Annotated in this window: 16 protein-coding genes; 10 read left to right on the forward strand and 6 right to left on the reverse strand. The window is 71.6% G+C overall.

Translation table 11 applies throughout. The features are described from left to right. Positions 1-130: 130 nt before the first annotated feature. Positions 131-1,609: a polysaccharide biosynthesis tyrosine autokinase gene (locus tag ACFWCK_RS16560; protein WP_233312800.1), complete on the forward strand. Its 1,479-nt coding sequence runs from the start codon at positions 131-133 to the stop codon at positions 1,607-1,609. Further along, entirely contained in the window at positions 1,606-2,694 is a 1,089-nt protein-coding gene (locus tag ACFWCK_RS16565) for a hypothetical protein (RefSeq protein ID WP_378806885.1), read from the forward strand. The genes ACFWCK_RS16560 and ACFWCK_RS16565 overlap by 4 nt, the downstream gene beginning before the upstream one ends. A 7-nt stretch (positions 2,695-2,701) precedes the next feature. On the opposite strand, the gene ACFWCK_RS16570 is transcribed toward ACFWCK_RS16565, so the two are convergent. From ACFWCK_RS16570 to ACFWCK_RS16585, 4 genes are all read right to left on the reverse strand, one after another. Beyond that, positions 2,702-3,538 (reverse strand): helix-turn-helix domain-containing protein, encoded by an 837-nt coding sequence (locus ACFWCK_RS16570; RefSeq protein WP_378806886.1) that lies wholly within the window; start codon positions 3,536-3,538, stop codon positions 2,702-2,704. Between the two features lie 198 nt (positions 3,539-3,736). Continuing rightward, positions 3,737-4,612, reverse strand: coding sequence for a hypothetical protein (locus ACFWCK_RS16575; RefSeq protein ID WP_378806887.1), 876 nt, complete (start codon positions 4,610-4,612; stop codon positions 3,737-3,739). Positions 4,613-4,654: 42 nt separating this feature from the next. Beyond that, on the reverse strand, positions 4,655-5,596 hold the full coding sequence (locus tag ACFWCK_RS16580; protein ID WP_378806888.1) for a Ppx/GppA phosphatase family protein: 942 nt from the start codon (positions 5,594-5,596) through the stop codon (positions 4,655-4,657). Between the two features lie 119 nt (positions 5,597-5,715). After that, on the reverse strand, positions 5,716-6,225 hold the full coding sequence (locus ACFWCK_RS16585; protein ID WP_233312796.1) for a hypothetical protein: 510 nt from the start codon (positions 6,223-6,225) through the stop codon (positions 5,716-5,718). Between the two features lie 237 nt (positions 6,226-6,462). Between ACFWCK_RS16585 and coaA the strand changes: the two genes are divergently transcribed. From coaA to ACFWCK_RS16600, 3 genes are all read left to right on the forward strand, one after another. Next, a complete protein-coding gene (coaA, locus tag ACFWCK_RS16590) occupies positions 6,463-7,428 on the forward strand; it encodes a type I pantothenate kinase (protein ID WP_233312795.1) in 966 nt (321 codons plus the stop codon). 44 nt (positions 7,429-7,472) lie between these two features. After that, positions 7,473-8,501, forward strand: coding sequence for a MauE/DoxX family redox-associated membrane protein (locus tag ACFWCK_RS16595; protein ID WP_378806889.1), 1,029 nt, complete (start codon positions 7,473-7,475; stop codon positions 8,499-8,501). Between the two features lie 225 nt (positions 8,502-8,726). After that, a complete protein-coding gene (locus ACFWCK_RS16600; protein ID WP_378806890.1) occupies positions 8,727-9,599 on the forward strand; it encodes a helix-turn-helix domain-containing protein in 873 nt (290 codons plus the stop codon). Positions 9,600-9,642: 43 nt separating this feature from the next. On the opposite strand, the gene ACFWCK_RS16605 is transcribed toward ACFWCK_RS16600, so the two are convergent. Further along, a complete protein-coding gene (locus ACFWCK_RS16605) occupies positions 9,643-9,789 on the reverse strand; it encodes a hypothetical protein (protein ID WP_233312792.1) in 147 nt (48 codons plus the stop codon). Positions 9,790-9,975: 186 nt separating this feature from the next. On the opposite strand from ACFWCK_RS16605, the gene glmS reads away from it, so the two are divergent. From glmS to ACFWCK_RS16630, 5 genes are all read left to right on the forward strand, one after another. Beyond that, positions 9,976-11,826, forward strand: coding sequence for a glutamine--fructose-6-phosphate transaminase (isomerizing) (glmS, locus tag ACFWCK_RS16610; RefSeq protein ID WP_378806891.1), 1,851 nt, complete (start codon positions 9,976-9,978; stop codon positions 11,824-11,826). A 315-nt stretch (positions 11,827-12,141) separates the two neighbouring features. Continuing rightward, positions 12,142-12,516: a holo-ACP synthase gene (locus tag ACFWCK_RS16615; protein WP_233312790.1), complete on the forward strand. Its 375-nt coding sequence runs from the start codon at positions 12,142-12,144 to the stop codon at positions 12,514-12,516. Continuing rightward, a complete protein-coding gene (alr, locus tag ACFWCK_RS16620) occupies positions 12,513-13,622 on the forward strand; it encodes an alanine racemase (RefSeq protein WP_378806892.1) in 1,110 nt (369 codons plus the stop codon). Before ACFWCK_RS16615 ends, alr begins: the two co-directional genes overlap by 4 nt. Beyond that, the gene (gene tsaE, locus ACFWCK_RS16625) at positions 13,619-14,107 is read left to right on the forward strand and encodes a tRNA (adenosine(37)-N6)-threonylcarbamoyltransferase complex ATPase subunit type 1 TsaE (RefSeq protein ID WP_378806893.1); all 489 of its coding nucleotides are present in this window, start codon (positions 13,619-13,621) and stop codon (positions 14,105-14,107) included. Before alr ends, tsaE begins: the two co-directional genes overlap by 4 nt. Positions 14,108-14,307: 200 nt before the next feature. Continuing rightward, positions 14,308-15,195 carry a response regulator transcription factor gene (locus tag ACFWCK_RS16630; protein ID WP_378806894.1) on the forward strand — a complete coding sequence of 296 codons (888 nt, stop codon included), beginning with the start codon at positions 14,308-14,310 and terminating at the stop codon, positions 15,193-15,195. A gap of 406 nt (positions 15,196-15,601) precedes the next feature. Here the strand turns inward: ACFWCK_RS16630 and ACFWCK_RS16635 are convergent, their stop codons facing one another. Continuing rightward, positions 15,602-16,813 carry a chitinase gene (locus ACFWCK_RS16635; protein WP_378806895.1) on the reverse strand — a complete coding sequence of 404 codons (1,212 nt, stop codon included), beginning with the start codon at positions 16,811-16,813 and terminating at the stop codon, positions 15,602-15,604. Positions 16,814-16,958 lie beyond the last annotated feature (145 nt).

The raw sequence follows: 16,958 nt of genomic DNA on the forward strand, positions 1-16,958 counted from the left end.
ATGATGGGCCATCCGCTTCGCGCGGGTGGCCCATCACCATGTCGCGCCTGGGAATGCGCTTCCGGTAGCATCGAAAGGCCGTTGATTTATCGCCCTCGCCGGGTGAGCGGAGCGAGGGGGAACAGTCCGTATGGATCTGCGTGAGTATCTTCGGGTCTTCCGCGCGCACTGGCTCGGGATGGTCCTCATCACGCTCCTCGGGGTTGCCGTCGCCTTCGGATGGACCCTGCTGCAGCCCAAGGTCTACACGGCCGACGCCTCCGCCATCGTGCAGGCGAACACTGCCGGCGACTCGGGCGACAGCAGCCTCAGCTCCGCCATGCTCGGCAATTCCCTCACCTCCGGTCGCGTGAAGACCTACGTGGCGCTCGGTGCGTCGCGCGCGGTCGCGGACGGCGTGATCAAGGATCTGAGCCTCGACACGAGCGCCGATCAGCTCGTGAAGCAGGTCACCGTCACCAACACCGTCGACACGACCACGCTCAAGGTCAGCGCGAACGCGGCCACCCCCGAGAAGGCCCGTGACATCGCCGAGGCCTGGGTGCGCTCGATGGGCGCGGAGGTCAACAGGCTCGAGACCGCCGACCCCGCCAAGAAGGGCGCCGTCTTCCTCAGCCCGATCGACTCCGCGCGTCTGCCGGATTCGCCCTCGTCGCCGAACACCAAGCTCGCGCTCGCCCTCGGCGGCCTGATCGGCCTCGCCCTGGCCGTCGGCTACGGTCTGCTGCGGTACACCCTCGATCGCCGCGTCCGCTCGGTCGAGCAGGTCGAGCGCGAGACCGGGAAGCCCGTCGTCGGCACGATCCCCGAAGAGAAGACGTTCACGGCCGACAACCGCCTGCTGCCGTTCGACGGCGGCACGAGCAGCGCCAGCGACAACGCGCACCTGTTCGGCATCGGCGAGGCCATGCGCGAGCTGCGCACCAACCTGCAGTACATGGATGTCGACAACCCGCCGCGCATCATCGTGGTCACGAGCCCGCTGCCCGGTGACGGCAAGTCGACGATCTCCTCCAATCTCGCGGTCACCCTGGCCTCCAGCGGACAGCCGGTCGTCCTCATCGACGGCGACCTGCGCCGGCCCATGATCGACACCGTCTTCGGCCTGCCCAAGGGTGCAGGCATCTCCGATGTGCTCGCCGGCCGCGCCACGATCGCCGAAGTCGCGCAGCGCTTCGGCAACGGCCAGCTGCTCGTCGTCGCGGCGGGCAAGGTGCCGCCGAACCCGAGCGAGGTGCTCGGATCCGCCCGTATGCGCGAACTGCTGAAGTCGATCGCCCGCGAGGCCATCGTCATCATCGACGCGCCCCCGCTCATCCCCGTCACGGATGCCGCCGTGCTCGCGCACAGCGCCGACGGCGCGGTCATCGTCGGCACGGTCGGCAAGACCACCTACGAGGTGCTCGGCAAGGCGATCGGCAACCTCGAGCGCGCCGGCGCCCGCACGCTCGGCCTCGTGCTGAACCGCGTGCCGCGCCGCGGCAGCGGTGCGGCGTACTACGGCTACCAGTACCACGGCGAGTACTACCGCAACGACGACCAGGAGCTGCCGGCCGGCGCTGTGCGCGGAGACAAGCCCCGTCGCCGGGGGGACGCGGAGGCGGCGTGACCGTGTCGGCGGCGAGCGCGCAGGACGGCGCCGCTCGCACTCCGCTCGACGTCAGCGCCCTCGGCGCCCGCATCAGGGTGACCTTCGCGGACGACCTGGACGACGCGACGGTCGACGCGATCCGCGCCTCGTGGCAGGGTGCGCGGCTGCCGTTCGACGAGACGATCGAGCCGGATGACACGGTGCCCGTCTCGGCCACGCTCGATCCCGACCAGCTCGCCGAGACGCTGACCGTCAGCGTGACGCTCGCCGCCCTGGGCCGGCGCAGTGGCGAGATGCTCATGTTCCACGCCTGCGGCGTCGCGGATCCGGCCGGTCGTGTCGCGGCCTTCGTCGGTCCCTCCGGTCGCGGCAAGACCACGCTCAGCCGGGCGCTGGGCGCCCAGCACGGCTACGTCTCGGACGAGACGATCGCGCTGAGCACCGACCTCTCCGTCGAGCCCTACCGCAAGCCGCTGTCCGTGGTGCGGCAAGGGCGCCCCAAGGAGCAGCTCTCACCGGACGCCGCGGGCCTCAAGCCCGTGCCGGACGCGCCCCTCGTCCTCACGGCGCTCGTGCTGATCACACGGGATGCGGAGCACCCGTCGCCGAGCATCGAGCAGGTGTCGTTCCCCGACGCGATCGCCGAGCTGGCTCCGCAGATGAGCTACCTCGCCGAGTTGCCGCGCCCGCTGCAGACCGTCGCCGCGCTGTGCGACCGCATCGGCGGCGTCGTGCGGCTGACCTACCCCGATGCGTCCACCGTGCCGCCGATCGTGCCGCAGCTGCTCGACCACACCCGGGTGCACGAGGAGTGGGAGCCGGCTGCCGTGGACGGGGAGAACCCCGAGTACGACCTGTCCGCGGTGTCCGACGCCATCCGCTGCGGCGACCGCGTGGTCGTGCTCGCTCAGCGCTGGGTGCACGTGCTCGACGGCATCGCCCCGACCATCTGGGACTCGCTGCGTGCGGGGCGAGGTCTCGACCGGATCGTCGAGGACGTCATCGCCGAGTTCGGCCGGCCGGACAAGGGGGATCCGCGGGAGCTGGTCCTCGCCGCCATCGACCAGCTGGTCGACTCCGGAGTGCTGAGCCGCAAGGCCTGAGTCAGCCTCAGCGGGACGGTCGGATCATCGTCGGTGACGGCATGCCCTCGGCGCGCAGGGCGCGGCGCAGCTGCAGCGCGCTGGAGAATCCCGAGTGCGCCGCGATCTCCTCGATCGTGAGCACGGTGTAGTCCGAGTTGCGCAGCAGCGACTCCGCGAACTCCACGCGCATCCGGCGCAGGGCGTCCCCAGGCGTGGTGCCGACCTTGGCGAAGGCCCGCTGCAGGTGCCGCAGCGACACATGCAGTTCGGCCGCGAGCTCTGCGATCGTGAACTGCGGATCCTCCCGGTGCAGCAGCATCGCCGAGCGCGCCCGGTCCGTGAGCGGAGGCTGTCCGCGCTCGGGCAGATCCGAGGAGTACAGCTCCAGCAGCGTGCCGAACACCATCTCGGCGAGCAGCCGCTCGATCGCGTACCGCGAGATCGACGTGGTGTCCTCCGCATTGCGTGCGATCGCGAGCGTGAACGCGCGGAACGCCAGGACCATCGGCGTCGGCTGCAGCACGAGCGGTCGCAGGGGGGCATCGTGCACGAAGTCCCGCAAGGTGTCGACGGGCACCCACACCGCGACGACGTCGTTCGAGGCGTTCCACTCGATCGTCTCGTCCGCCTGCGGAGGAACGAAGCGGCCGACCGGCAGTGCGGATCCATCGGGTCCCTCGCCGCTCGGGAAGAGCACGACGGCGTGCGGATCCGCCAGCTCGACGGCCGACCACGTCCAGTGCAGGCGCTGCGGGCGATGCACGGTGACATAGATCGAGCGGAAGGTGCGCGTGCTGATCAATCCCGCGTGGTGCGAGGTGAGGCCCAGGTGCGACTCGAGCAGGCGGGGAGAAGATGACACAGGGGAGTGGTGCCCTTTCGAACGTGAAAGTGCCGACATAGTACCGCCCCCAGTAGACCAGTATGACGGGTCGGCACATTCGGCGTCGAACCGGCGCGGCCCGAGTCGGTCGGCGGGGGCAGCTGTCAGCCGTGACCCGAGTTCGAATCGCCCGGAGCTCCCGCGCCCGCAGGATCCGCCGGCCGGCCTCGTCCGCGCCTACGCCAGCGCCGCCCGGACGACGCGCTCCACCTCGGCGAGGGCGGGCGTCAGCTGCGCGGCCGACTCCTCGTACACCTCGGTCGAGCGCCGGTAAGGGTCGATCACGTCCTCGTCCTTCGGCGCGGATCCGCCCCGGCGATCGGAGATCGTCTCGACGACCGCGACCAGTCTTCGACGCGGATCCGATCCGGCACGATCGGCGATGGTTCGCACCTGTGCATCGGTGACCCCCTGTGCGAGACGGGCGAACTCGCGCACCGGGAAGACACGGTGCAGGCGGCGGGGCAGCATCTGCACCGCGTAGTCGCGCTGCTCCGAGGTCATCGTGAGCACCAGATCGGCGTCGTCGAGCAGCGGTTCGGTGAGCAGCCGGGCGCGATGCGCGGCGGTGACGCCGGCGTCGACGCCGCGATCGTGCGCGAGCTTCTGGGCGGGGTCGGTCATCGCGTGCCCGACCATGCCATGCGTGCCGGCGCTGTGCACGCGCAGATCGAGCTCGGCGAGCCGGGTGCGCAGCAGCGACTCGGCGAGCGGCGAGCGGCAGATGTTCCCCGTGCAGACGGTGAGGACGGTGGGCCGCGGCGACGACTCCTCGGTCGGGGCGGCGAACATGCCGGCGAGCGATCCGAATGAGACGCCGCCCGGGGGGCTCGTGGGATCCTCGGTCGGGGTGGGTTCCGTCGAGGCCGGTACCGCGAGGGATCCTGCGGCGTGCGGTGTCGGAGACTGCCCGGCTCCATCCGCCGCCTGATCGACGTGCGGGCCCGACGCCCCGGCGATGGCGGCGGCCTCGCGGCGCTGTCGCAGCTCTTTTCGGGAGAGCAGCATCGGCGATTCGCCGCGCGGTGTCCCCAGATCACTCGCGTCGTTCATGACACCAGGGTAGGGGATCCGGATCCGTCGGGGACCGGCTTCTCAGGCGTCGCCGTCGCGGGCGCGATCCTCGATGTAGCGCAGCAGCACGCCCTCGCGCAGGGCCCACGGGGAGACCTCGAGCTCGTCGACCTGCATCGCCGTCATCGCGGTGTGCAGCACGACCGCGGCTGCCACGATCTGGAACGTGCGGTCCGGGGTGATGCCAGGCAGCTCCTGCCGCGCGGACGCGGGCAGGCGCGCGAGACGCGGGATCCAGGATCCCAGCGCCTGACGCGGCAGCAGCATCCGCTCGGATCCCGACCAGCCCGGTGCCTGATAGCCGACGAGGCGGGCGAGCGACCGGATCGCCTTGGACGAGCCGACCACGTGCTCCGGGCGGGGGAGCGTCGAGAACCGGGCCGCGACGGGCGCGAACACGTCGGCCGCGTGCTCGCGGAGGCGCTCCACGGCGTCTTCGCCGGGCGGGTCGTCGGGCAGGAACATCAGCGTGGAGCGTCCGGCGCCGAGCGGCACCGAGGCGGCGATGTCGGGGAGCTCCTCGGATCCGGCCGCCATCTCGAAGGATCCGCCGCCGATGTCGAACAGCAGGATCTGCCCGGCCGCCCAGCCGAACCAGCGTCGCACCGCGAGGAATGTCAGCCGTGCCTCGGTCTCGCCGTCGAGCACCTGCAGCGGCTGCCCGAGCGCGGCTTCGACCCGGGCGATCACCTCGGCGCCGTTCGCGGCCTCACGGACGGCGCTCGTCGCCGTGGCGAGCAGCGCGTCGACCCGCTGCTGCGCGGCGACCGTCCGAGCCTGAGTCACGGCGGCCTCGAGCGCCTGCACGCCCTCCTCGCTGATCGCTCCCGACGGCGTGAGGAACCGCATGAGCCGCAGGACCGTGCGATCGCTCGTGGTCGCGAGCGGCCGCCCGCCCGGGTGCACGTCGGCGGCGAGCAGGTGGACGGTGTTGGATCCGATGTCGAGCACTCCGAGACGCACGGACGAAGAATACCCGGTGCGTGTGAACCCCTCCTACGAGGGCTCGGGCGGAAAAGGGAAGGGGACCGGGTGCGAGACCCGGCCCCCTCGGCCGGCAGGAGCCGGCGCAGTGGTTTCGCTCAGCTGGCGCTGCAGAGCACGAGGGTGGCGTTGACGCCACCGCTCTGCTTGGCACCGGCGCCGGCGACGAAGCCGGAGGGCAGCGTGGTGGCGGCCGACAGCTGGAACGCGACGGAGATCGACAGCGTCGTGCGGAAGTCGATCGTGGCGCCGGCGGCGAGCGGGGCGGTCAGGGTGACCTGGCGCGAGGTCGGCGACAGGACGTTGACGGTGGCCGTACCGCCGGTGACCGAGAAGACGCCGATGTTGGCGATTCCCGTGCCGGTGATGTTGATGATGGTGCCCACGGGGAGCGGAGCCGCGCCGGCGGTCAGGGTGAAGCCGGGGCCGAGGACGCCGAGGACGCCACAGGTTCCGTTGAGGGCGAAGTTGCCGACGTTGGTGGCGGTCGAGGCCGCGGCGAGCGGGGTGGCAGCGGCGACGGCGATCACGGGGACGGACCAGGCGGCGCCCTTGACGAGGCTACGGCGGCTGACGCTGCGGGCGGGGGACGAGGTGGTGTCTTCCATGCATAACTCCGGTGTCTTGATGCGGGACTTCACTGAGGAGAGGCCTCCTCAGGCAGCAGGACCGACCCGCGGGGATGGCGGGTGCGGCCGGTTGTTGCTAGCGTCAGACTGGCGGCGCGCAGGACGACGCGGGACGACGCGGTCGCCAAATGATCCACGGTGGTCGTGATCCGATCAGGAGCTTCCCTCTCGGTGGAGACTCCGGCGTCACGGACTCCGCTGCGGCACGCCGATACGATGGGATCCGTGAGCCCCGATCCCCTCGCATCGCAGACGCTGCCGTCGCTGTCGCCCTACCGTCGCATCGACCGTGCGGACTGGGCGCGCCTCGCCGCCGACCTCGACCAGCCGCTCAGCGAGACCGAGGTCGTCGAGATCCGCGGCATCGGCGATCGGCTCGATCCCACCGAGGTCAAAGAGGTCTACCTGCCGCTCAGCCGGCTGCTGAGCCTGTACGCCACGTCCACCAAGCGACTCGGCGAGGCGACGAACCAATTCCTCCGCGAGGACGACGACACCACGCCCTTCGTCGTCGGCGTGGCCGGATCCGTCGCGGTCGGCAAGTCGACGATCGCCCGCCTGCTGCGGGAGCTCATGAGCCGCTGGCCAGGCACCCCGCGGGTCGAGCTGGTCACCACGGACGGTTTCCTGTACCCGAACGCGGAGCTCGAGCGCCGCGGCATCATGGACCGCAAGGGCTTCCCGGAGTCGTACGACCGGCGTGCGCTGATCGAGTTCCTCACCAAGGTGAAGAGCGGCGCCGCCGAGGTGCGCGCGCCGTTCTACTCGCACATCCGCTACGACATCGTGCCCGACGCGCATGTCGTGGTGCGTCGTCCCGATGTCGTCATCGTCGAGGGCCTGAACGTGCTGCAGCCGCCGCCCGCTCCGAACGACGTCGCGGTGAGCGACCTGTTCGACTTCTCGATCTACGTCGACGCCGAGCTCGACCACATCGCGCAGTGGTACGTGGACCGCTTCCTCGCCCTGCGGCAGGGCGCGTTCACGAACCCTTCGTCATACTTCAGCGTGTTCGCGCACCTCACCGACGAGGAGGCCGTCACCACGGCCATGGGGTACTGGAACGAGATCAACCTGCCGAACCTCATCGAGAACGTGATGCCGACGAAGCACCGCGCCACCCTCGTGCTGAACAAGGGTGCCTCGCACGCCGTGGAGTCGGTGCTGCTGCGCAAGCTCTGACGCGGCCCGGAGCCGTGCCGCGCAGCGACTGGGATACTGACAGCATGGGGACCGCTCTCATCGCCTTTCTGCTCCCGGCGACGGCCGTGGCGTCGACGCTCATCCTGGTCGGGGTGCTCGTCGCGAGCGCGATCGCCAAGCTCCGCACGCCCGATGACGCCGCCGGCTGGGAGGCCCTCGGGATCCCCGCGGCTCTGCGCCGGGACTGGCTGATCCGCCTGCACCCGATCGCCGAGCTCGTGCTCGCCGCCGCACTGCTGCTGCTCGGCGGCGTGCTCGGCATCGCCGCGGCGGTCGTGGCCGTGCTGCTGTTCGCGGCCTACCTCGTCATGGTCTGGCGTGCGAAGCGGCAGACGCCGGACGCCTCGTGCGCCTGTTTCGGGGAACGCCGCCGGATCACCGGCCGTACGCTGCTGCGCAACGGCTGGCTGGTGCTGATGGCCGTGATCTCCGCGGTCGCCATCGGCGCCCTGCCGCTGTGGGGCGGCGTCGCGACGCTCGCCGTCGTGCTCTGGCCGTGGACGCTCGCGCTCGCGGCTGTCGCCGTGACGTTCGTGCTGGTCCAGGAGAGCGGATCCGCAGAGGTCGGCGATCGCGCTTCCGCGGGCGCTCCGGCCGCGGGCGGCGAGGACGAACTCGAGGACTACCTGCGCTCGCGCACCCCCGCCGTCCCGGTGCAGCTCGCCGACGGGCAGACGACCACGCTGCGCATGCTGTCCGAGCGTCAGCCGGTGCTGCTGCTGGCGGTCTCGGAGACCTGCGGCTCCTGCACTCCGGTGATCGAGAGCATCGACGAGTACCGCGCACTGCTGCCCGAGGTGTCGGTGCGGTTCCTGCTGCAGAGCGCGCCAGGGGACAGCCGCCTCGCCTCGACGGAGGAGCCGCAGACCCTGCACGACCCGAACCGGTACGTCGGGCCGTCGCTCGCGGACCACTGGTTCACGCCGACCGCCGTCCTGCTCGGCGCCGACGGGCTGCTCGCCGGCGGCCCCGTGGCGGGGCGGTCCTCGATCGACGAGTTCGTGGACGACATCTACGAGAGCCTGCACGGGGAGCGCCCGCCCGCACGCTGAGCGCTCGCACGGCCCGCGCGAGGGCGCGTGGGCCGCGTGTGCTGGGTCCGCTTCCCGGGCGCCGCGGCGGGCGACGAAGGACCGCCCGGGTCACGGCGACGCACGGGCGGAAGATGTCGCGAATCCGATGCTCACCATGACGCGTTTCATCGCGTATGCTGACCGTCAAGCGGGCTCATGCGGCTGGGGAGCTGCACCCGTGAGGCCTTTTTGGGGAGGTCGTCCATGGGGATCGTCATCGACGCTCGCACCGCCATGCGACTGCTGGGGGAGAGGCACGAGCATCCGCTCGTCGCCCGCCGATATCGCAGTGTTCTGGCGACCCAGCACGCCCTGGAGGCCGCGGCGCCGTGGACCTGGTCCGCGCAGCCGGCCGACGGCGACGAGGTCGCGGTGATGCTGATCGCCGCGGTCCCGCTCACGATCCTCGGCAGCGACGGCGAGACGAAGGAGGTTCCGGCGGGATCGCTGTGCTTCCTGCATCCGCACCGCGACACGAAGGTGGCCGCGGCCGGGTCCGGCACGGCGATGTGCGCCTGGGTGCCGTGGTACGCGGTCGACGAGATCCAGTCGGGGGTGGGCGCGCCGAGCGACGTCGTCGCCAGCAGCGTGCTGGGTCGCGGCCTGCAGGCGTTCCTCACCTCGCTGCTCACGCAGCCGTCGGATCCGACCGTCTACACCGACTACCTGGTCGAGCGGCTGATCGTCGAGATGGTGTTCAGCGTGCTCGTCGAGGCCGCACCGCGCGTCGCCGTCGAGGGACGCAAGGGCTCGGGGATCGATCGGGCGCGCTCGCTCATGCTGGTGCGACGCGGGGAACGCGACTTCGATGTCGCGGCGCTCGCTCGCGACATGCACATGTCGGTGCGGCAGCTGCAGCGGCTGTTCGCGGCGGAGGGCAGCGCCCCTGCGGAGGAGCTGCGCCGGATCCGCGTGGAACTCGCCCGGGAGCTCATGGGCGACGTGGACTACGCGCCGCTCGGCATCGCGGAGATCGCGGAGCACTCCGGCTTCGCGGACGCCGCCGGGCTCCGCCGCGCGTTCGCGCTCGCAGGGCTGCCCTCGCCGCGGATCGTGCGACGCGCGGTCCGGGCCTGACCGCATCGTGCGGTTGACCTGAACGCGCTGTACCGCGGTGGCGCTACCGGTGCAGGAGGGCGAAGGCCCCGATCCCGACGATGACGACGCCGAACGCGATCATCGCCCACACCGGCGCACCGTAGATCTCCCGAAGGATCCACGGTGTCCGGTAGTCCCGGTCGTTGCCTCGCCGACCGCGGCGGCTCATGCGACCGGCCCCGGCCGGCCGAGCACGAGAGGTTGCTCAGTCCCCATACGCGCAGTCAAGCACGCAGTGCTAAGTGCGAGCTGGGGTCGGAAGGCGCTCGCAGGAATCGGGCGCATTCTGACCGTCCCGCGGTCTCGAAGGATTCGTTCGGGACCCGCGCAAAACAGCCGCTCTACCCTGGAATCCATGTGTGGAATCGTCGGATACGTGGGGCCGCGCCCCAGCCAGGACATCCTGCTCGCGGGTCTCGCGCGCCTGGAGTACCGCGGATACGACTCGGCCGGCATCGCCGTCATCGATGAGGCCGGATCCCTCGGCATGCGCAAGAAGGCCGGCAAGCTGCAGATGCTGCGCGATTCCCTGGCCGACGCCGCGCTCGCCGACGGCCGCACCGGCATCGGGCACACCCGCTGGGCCACGCATGGCGGCCCGACCGACGCGAACGCGCACCCGCATCTGGCCGACGACGACAAGCTCGCCCTGATCCACAACGGCATCATCGAGAACTTCGCCGCCCTTCGCGCCGAGCTCGAGGCGGAGGGCGTGACGTTCCGCAGCGAGACCGACACCGAGGTCGCCGCCGCCCTCGTCGGCCGCGAGTACCGCCGCACCGGAGACCTCACGGAGGCGTTCCGCACCGTCGTGAACCGCCTCGAGGGCGCCTTCACCCTGCTCGCCGTGCATCAGGACGAGCCGGGACTCGTCGTCGCCGCGCGCCGCAACTCCCCTCTCGTGATCGGCCTCGGCGAGGGCGAGAACTTCCTCGGCTCGGACGTCGCCGCCTTCGTCGAGCACACCCGCCGTGCACTCGCGATCGGTCAGGACGAGATCGTCGCGATCACGCCGTTCGAGGTCACCGTCACCGACTTCGCGGGCAACACCGTGACCCCCGAGCCGTTCGAGGTCTCCTGGGACGCCACGTCGGCCGAGAAGGGCGGCTGGCCGAGCTTCATGGCCAAGGAGGTCGCCGAAGAGCCCGACGCCGTCGCGAACACGATCCGCGGACGCGTGCAGGACGGTGCCGTGGCGATCCCGGAGCTGGACGGATCCGATGAGCTGTTCCGCGACATCGACCGCATCATCATCACCGCGTGCGGCACCGCGTCGTACGCGGGCATGGTCGGCAAGTATGCGCTGGAGCAGTGGGCGCGCGTGCCCGTCGACGTCGAGCTCGCGCACGAGTTCCGCTACCGCGACCCGGTGATCGGCGCGAACACCCTGGTCGTCTCGATCAGCCAGTCCGGCGAGACCATGGACACGCTCATGGCAGTCAAGTACGCCCGCGAGCGCGGTGCGCGCACGCTGTCGATCTGCAACACGCAGGGCGCGACGATCCCGCGCGAGTCGGATGCCGTCGTCTACACGCACGCCGGCCCCGAGGTCGCCGTCGCGTCGACCAAGGCGTTCGTCGCGCAGATCACCGCGCTGCTGCTGCTCGGCCTGCACGCGGGCCGGGTGCGCGGGACGCTCTCCGCCGCCGACGGCGCGGCCGCCGTCGCCGAGCTGGAGAGCCTGCCCGCCAAGATCGCCGAGGTGCTCGCCGAGGAGCAGGCGCACGTCACGCAGCTCGCCGGCTGGATGGCCGACACCCGCTCGGTGCTGTTCCTCGGTCGCCACGTGGGCTATCCGATCGCGCTCGAGGGCGCGCTCAAGCTCAAGGAGATCTCCTACATCCACGCTGAGGGGTTCGCCGCCGGAGAGCTCAAGCACGGCCCGATCGCGCTGATCGAGCCCGGCCAGCCGGTGTTCGTGCTCGTGCCGTCGCCGCGGCATTCCGCGCTGCTGCACGCCAAGGTCGTCTCCAACATCCAGGAGATCCGCGCCCGCGGCGCCCGCGTGATCGTGATCGCCGAGGAGGGCGACGCGGCCGTGCTGCCGTTCGCCGACGAGGTCATCCGCATCCCGCTCGCCGGCGCCCTGTTCGAGCCGATCCTCGCGGTCGTGCCGCTGCAGATCTTCGCCATGGCGCTCGCCACGGCGAAGGGCCTCGACGTCGACCAGCCCCGCAACCTGGCCAAGTCCGTCACCGTGGAGTGAGCCGAGGCAGGACCGGGCCGTTCGGGCCTGACCGGTCGGCGAGCGAGCGAGACGAGGGCCCCGAGCGGGGCGCCCGGCGTCCGGGCTTCGGCGTGGCCCGGGGTGTGGTTTCGCCGAGTGCACGGGTCGTCGCCGAGTGCACGGGTTGTTGACATGAAGAAGCCGTGCACTCGACAGGATCCGGTGCAGTCGGGAGACATGTCGCCGAGCGCACGGCTTGTCGACGCGCCCGGGCCGGACCGGGCCAGTCCACCGGTGCCCGGGCGGACCGCCGGCGGATCCGGCCCCGCGGATCCCGCCCGGTAGGCTGAATCGGTGATCATCGGCACCGGCATCGACCTCGTGGACATCCCGCGATTCGAGCGGACCATGGCACGCACCCCCCGCCTCATGCATCGGCTCTTCGCGCCGTCCGAGCAGGGGCTGCGGCTGCCGTCGCTGGCCGCGCGGTATGCGGCGAAGGAGGCGCTGATCAAGGCGCTGGGCGGATCCGACGGGGTGCACTGGACCGAGATCGAGATCGCGTCGGAGCCGTCGGGTCGGCCGTACTTCGTGCTCAGCGGCAGCACCGAGGCCGCCGTCGCCGAGCGCGGCATCACCACGCTGCACCTCTCCCTCACGCACGATGCGGGGCTCGCCGCCGCCTACGTCGTGGCCGAGGCGCGGGGGATGAGAGAGGACCAGGGATGACCGCCCCGTTCCGCGAGGCGACGATCGACCTCGACGCGATCAGCGACAACACCCGGCACCTGCGCCGGCTGACCGGGGTCGACGTGATCGGCGTCGTCAAGGCGAACGCCTACGGACACGGTGCGGCGGATGCGGCTGTCGCCGCGCTCGCAGGCGGGGCGACCAGCCTCGGCGTCGCCACGGTCGAGGAAGGGCTCGAGCTGCGCCGCCAGGGGATCAACGCTCGAATACTGGCCTGGCTGCACGCGCCTGGACGTCGCTTCGACGATGCCGCCGAGGCCGGGCTCGACCTGGGCATCTCGAGTCTCGAGCAGCTGCTCGCCGCCGCCGACGCCAGCCGGGGTGCGGATCCGGTGCGGGTGCACCTCAAGTTCGAGACGGGCCTGAGCCGCAACGGCATCGCGCCGGGCGACCGCTCCCGCCTGCTCGCTGAGGCCGCACGCCTCGAGCGGATCGGCCGTGTGCGCATCGTCGGCCTGTTCAGCCATGTGTCCAACACCTCGCCCGAGGACGACCTCGCCGCGCTCGCCGCGTTCGAGACCGCGTGCGCGGAGGCGGCCTCGCTGGGGGTCCACCCCGAAGTGCGCCACCTCGCCGCGACAGCCGCGGCCATCGATCTGCCGCAGACCCGGCTCGACGCGGTGCGCATCGGGATCGGCCTGTACGGCGTCAGCCCGTTCGACGACCGCAGCCCGAGCGATCTCGGACTGCGCCCCGCGATGACGCTGCGCGGCGCGATCGCCGCCGTGCGCCGGGTGCCGGCGGGCACCGGCGTCTCGTACGGCTACACGCACCGCACTGCGGCGGAGACGACGCTCGCTCTGGTGCCGCTGGGCTACGCGGACGGCGTGCCGCGGCATGCCTCCGGACGCGGTCCCGTGCAGATCGGCGGGCGTCGGTACACGGTCGCCGGCCGCATCGCGATGGATCAGTTCCTCGTCGACGTGGGTGACGAGGAGGTCGCCGTGGGCGACGAGGTCGTGCTGTTCGGCGATCCGACGCTCGGGGTGCCGTCGGCCCGGGACTGGGCCGATGCAGCCGACACCATCGACTACGAGATCGTGACCAGGATCGGCCCCCGCGTGCCGCGCCGGAGCGTGTCGTGACTGCGCTGGACGACCTCGCGGGCCGGCTGGAGATCCGCACCGCTGAGGCCATGGAGCAGCTCGGCCGCCGGATCGGGTCCGACCTCGTCGCCGGCGACGTGCTGATCCTCACCGGCCCGCTCGGCGCGGGCAAGACCACGTTCACGCGCGGGCTGGCCGACGGACTCGGCGTGCGCGGCCCGGTGCAGAGCCCGACGTTCGTGATCGCCCGCACGCATCCGTCGCTGGTCGGCCGTGCGCCGCTCGTGCACATGGATGCGTACCGGCTCGGATCTGCGGCCGAACTGGACGATCTCGACGTCGACGTGCCCGGATCCGTCGTCGTGGTGGAGTGGGGGCGCGGCATGGCCGAGGAGCTCGCCGGCGCCTGGTGGGACATCGAGCTGGAGCGTCCGGTCGGCGCCGTCGCCGACGAGCTCTCCGCGGAGGAGCTCGACGCCGACGCACCCCGCGTCGTCACGATCACGCGCAAGACCGCCCGCTGAGCCGCGACGCCTGCAGGGCTCGCGCGACGGATGCAGGCGCGCGACGCCGAATCTGCCCTGCAGACGTCGCGCGGCCCTGCATCCGTCGCAGGCTCCGGGTCGCTCCCGATCTCCGATCGTCGGACCGGCCGAGGGCCCGCGCTCGGATGGGCGTCGCGGGCATATCGATATGATGCTGACGACCGAGCGCAGGGAAGAGCATGAGCGAAGACGACACGAAGACCGCCGTCATCATCGAGGATGATCCCGACGTCCGGTCCCTGCTCGACGAGGTGTTCCGCGCCGCGGGATTCCGCACGGTGCTCGCCGGCACCGGTCTGGAGGGCGTCGCCGCGGTCGCCGCCCACGAGCCGATCATCACGACGCTCGACATCAATCTGCCCGGCATCGACGGCTTCGAGGTGGCACGGCGGATCCGCGCCGTCAGTGCGACGTTCATCATCATGCTGTCCGCCCTCGGCGAGGAGTCCGACGTCGTGCTCGGCCTCACCTCCGGCGCCGACGAGTACCTCGTCAAGCCGTTCCGCCCCCGTGAGCTCCGCGCGCGCATCGAGGCACTGCTGCGCCGACCGCGCAACGCGCACCCGGCTGCCGCGGGTGCGGCTGAGACGGGTGCGACGCCGCAGCCCGCGCGTGCAGCACATGCGGGATCCGCGACAGGGGCTTCGGCCGACGGGCAGCAGACCCCGGCCCGCAACCCCTCGGTCGCGCCGGCGGTCGCCCTGCCCGGCCCGGCGGGGCATTGGCGGGTGCACCGCGACATCAGCCTCGATCCGGTCACGCACACGGTGGTCGTCGCGCAGCGCGAGGTCGAGCTGACACCCACCGAGTTCGATCTGCTCGCGACCCTGCTCGAGTCGAAGCGCCGGGTGCGCAGCAAGGCGGATCTGGCACTCGTGCTGCGCGGTGAGGCATTTGGATCCGCGTCCTATGTGGGCGAACCCGACAAGCGGGCGATCGAGGCGCACATGGCGAACCTCCGGCGCAAGATCGGCGACAGCACGGCCGATCCCCGGTACATCGAGACGGTGCGCGGGGTGGGCTACCGTCTCACCGCGCATGCGGACGAGGCGTCCGCCGAGGTCTGACCGGTCCGCCGGAATCCCGGCGGCATCAAGCGAGGACGCCGCGCGGGAGCCGTCAGATGTCGTCTCAGGGAGCAATGTCTGCTCTCGGATCCGGGATGACCGAGCAGACATCGCTCCCCGAAATTGGTGAGGCCAGGAGCGGCGAGCGGCGAGCGGCGAGCGGCGGGCGGCACGACGGAGGCGCCGATCCCGATGTCGGCGCCCCGTCGGCGATCCCGTTGATCGCCCCGTGCAGCGCGGGTCCGAACCCGCGCCTTCCGCGGAGCCCCGGGTGCCGATCCCCATCGGCCCCCGGACTCCGCGACCCGCCACCGAGTCCCCATCGGTGTCGGGTTCCCGCTCCCGGGCAGGGTCCCGGGAGCGGGATGGCGCCCTGTCCCCGGGGCGCCGCCCACTCCGTCCCGGATTACGGGTCCCTGGTCGGAGTGGGAGTCGAAGCCGGCGGCGGTGCCGGCGAGCCGGTGTACGGCGCCGCCGCGCTGCCGGAGGTGGAAGCGGTCGGGCCGGGCTCGGCCGCGGTCGTGGGCGCGACCGCGAAGCCGCGGCCCAGCACTGCTGCGAACGCGGAGTCGCCCTGCGCGACGCCGCTGCAGGAGGCGGAGGCCGGATCCTGCTGATCCGCATCGCAGGCGCGGTCGCGGTTGAGTGACCACATCGAGAGGCGGGCGAGTCGCTGCTTCTGGGCGAAGGCGTTCAGCGTCGCGGCGTCGTCGAGGGCGAACACCTCGTCGTGCACGTCGTTGCGGCCGATCATCGGCGTCGCACCCATGACCGCCCACGCGCCGCCCGCGGGGAGCGCCAGATGAAGGTCGTCATAGAGGCGGCCGAGCTGGTCGTGCACGGCCGTCAGCGCCGTGATCGTGGCCGCCGCCATCGATCGGCCGGCGAGCGGTGCACCGTCATCCAACGTCATCGCGTTGACCCCGGAGAGCTGTACGCCCGCCTGCAGCAGCTGGCGGATGGAGCGCAGCCCGTCGGTGCCGAGCCCGTCCTGTCCCGCCGGCAGCGTGAGCCAGACCGACAGCTCCGAGCCCTTCGCACGCTGCCGCTCCTGTAGTCGGGCCACGGCCTCCGCGCGCCGGTCGCCGGCGACCACATCGCTGAGGGCGGGGTGCTCGAGGTCGAGATCAATCGCGGTGATCGTGTAGCGCTCCAGCACGGCCGCGTAGGCGTTCATCAGGTCGTCGATCGACGCGCAGGCGCTGGCGAGCTCCGTGCCCCTGGTGCCGCCGAAAGACACCGTCACCGGCGCGCCGTCCTGCCTCTTCTGCGCGATCCTGTGGTCCAGGTCGAGCGCGTCCCCCGCCTCGGCGAGCGAGTACACCCCGCCCCAGGTCGGACGGCAGGCGTCGCCGGGGCCGGCGGTGACGAACGCCAGGACGACCGCATCCGAACCGGATCCGGACAGCACGTCCTTCGGCGGGTCCGTCGCGGTGATGTCGTAGTAGCCGCCGAACCAGCGCGGACCGGGCGCTGCTCCCGGGACCGCCTCATCGCGAAGCAGGAACCACGGCACCACGACGATGCCGGCCACCACGGTGAGGGCCACGAGCACGCCCACCAGCACGCGCCAGGCGGACAGGCGTCCGCCGGACGGGGGTGCAGAGGGGCCGGTCATCGCAGCACGCTCGCTTTCTGCCCGTCGATGGCGGTGGACGGATCCGATGCGCGGGCGGCGGATCCGGTCGGGTGGGGACCTTCGATGCTGCGATGCTAGGCGGGGCGATATATCCGTTGAAGGGCCTTGGGCGCTTCTTTGGATA

The organism is Microbacterium sp. NPDC060117, from assembly GCF_042729315.1.
Lineage (GTDB): Bacteria > Actinomycetota > Actinomycetes > Actinomycetales > Microbacteriaceae > Microbacterium.

Excerpts from the sequence above, each read along its gene's own strand:
- ACFWCK_RS16630 (WP_378806894.1), top strand. The coding sequence starts at position 14,308 with ATGAGCGAAGACGACACGAAGACCGCCGTCATCATCGAGGATGATCCC.
- ACFWCK_RS16575 (WP_378806887.1), bottom strand. The coding sequence starts at position 4,612 with ATGAACGACGCGAGTGATCTGGGGACACCGCGCGGCGAATCGCCGATG.
- ACFWCK_RS16635 (WP_378806895.1), bottom strand. The coding sequence starts at position 16,813 with ATGACCGGCCCCTCTGCACCCCCGTCCGGCGGACGCCTGTCCGCCTGG.
- ACFWCK_RS16560 (WP_233312800.1), top strand. The coding sequence starts at position 131 with ATGGATCTGCGTGAGTATCTTCGGGTCTTCCGCGCGCACTGGCTCGGG.
- glmS (WP_378806891.1), top strand. The coding sequence starts at position 9,976 with ATGTGTGGAATCGTCGGATACGTGGGGCCGCGCCCCAGCCAGGACATC.
- ACFWCK_RS16605 (WP_233312792.1), bottom strand. The coding sequence starts at position 9,789 with ATGAGCCGCCGCGGTCGGCGAGGCAACGACCGGGACTACCGGACACCG.
- alr (WP_378806892.1), top strand. The coding sequence starts at position 12,513 with ATGACCGCCCCGTTCCGCGAGGCGACGATCGACCTCGACGCGATCAGC.
- coaA (WP_233312795.1), top strand. The coding sequence starts at position 6,463 with ATGGGATCCGTGAGCCCCGATCCCCTCGCATCGCAGACGCTGCCGTCG.
- ACFWCK_RS16595 (WP_378806889.1), top strand. The coding sequence starts at position 7,473 with ATGGGGACCGCTCTCATCGCCTTTCTGCTCCCGGCGACGGCCGTGGCG.
- ACFWCK_RS16600 (WP_378806890.1), top strand. The coding sequence starts at position 8,727 with ATGGGGATCGTCATCGACGCTCGCACCGCCATGCGACTGCTGGGGGAG.
- ACFWCK_RS16585 (WP_233312796.1), bottom strand. The coding sequence starts at position 6,225 with ATGGAAGACACCACCTCGTCCCCCGCCCGCAGCGTCAGCCGCCGTAGC.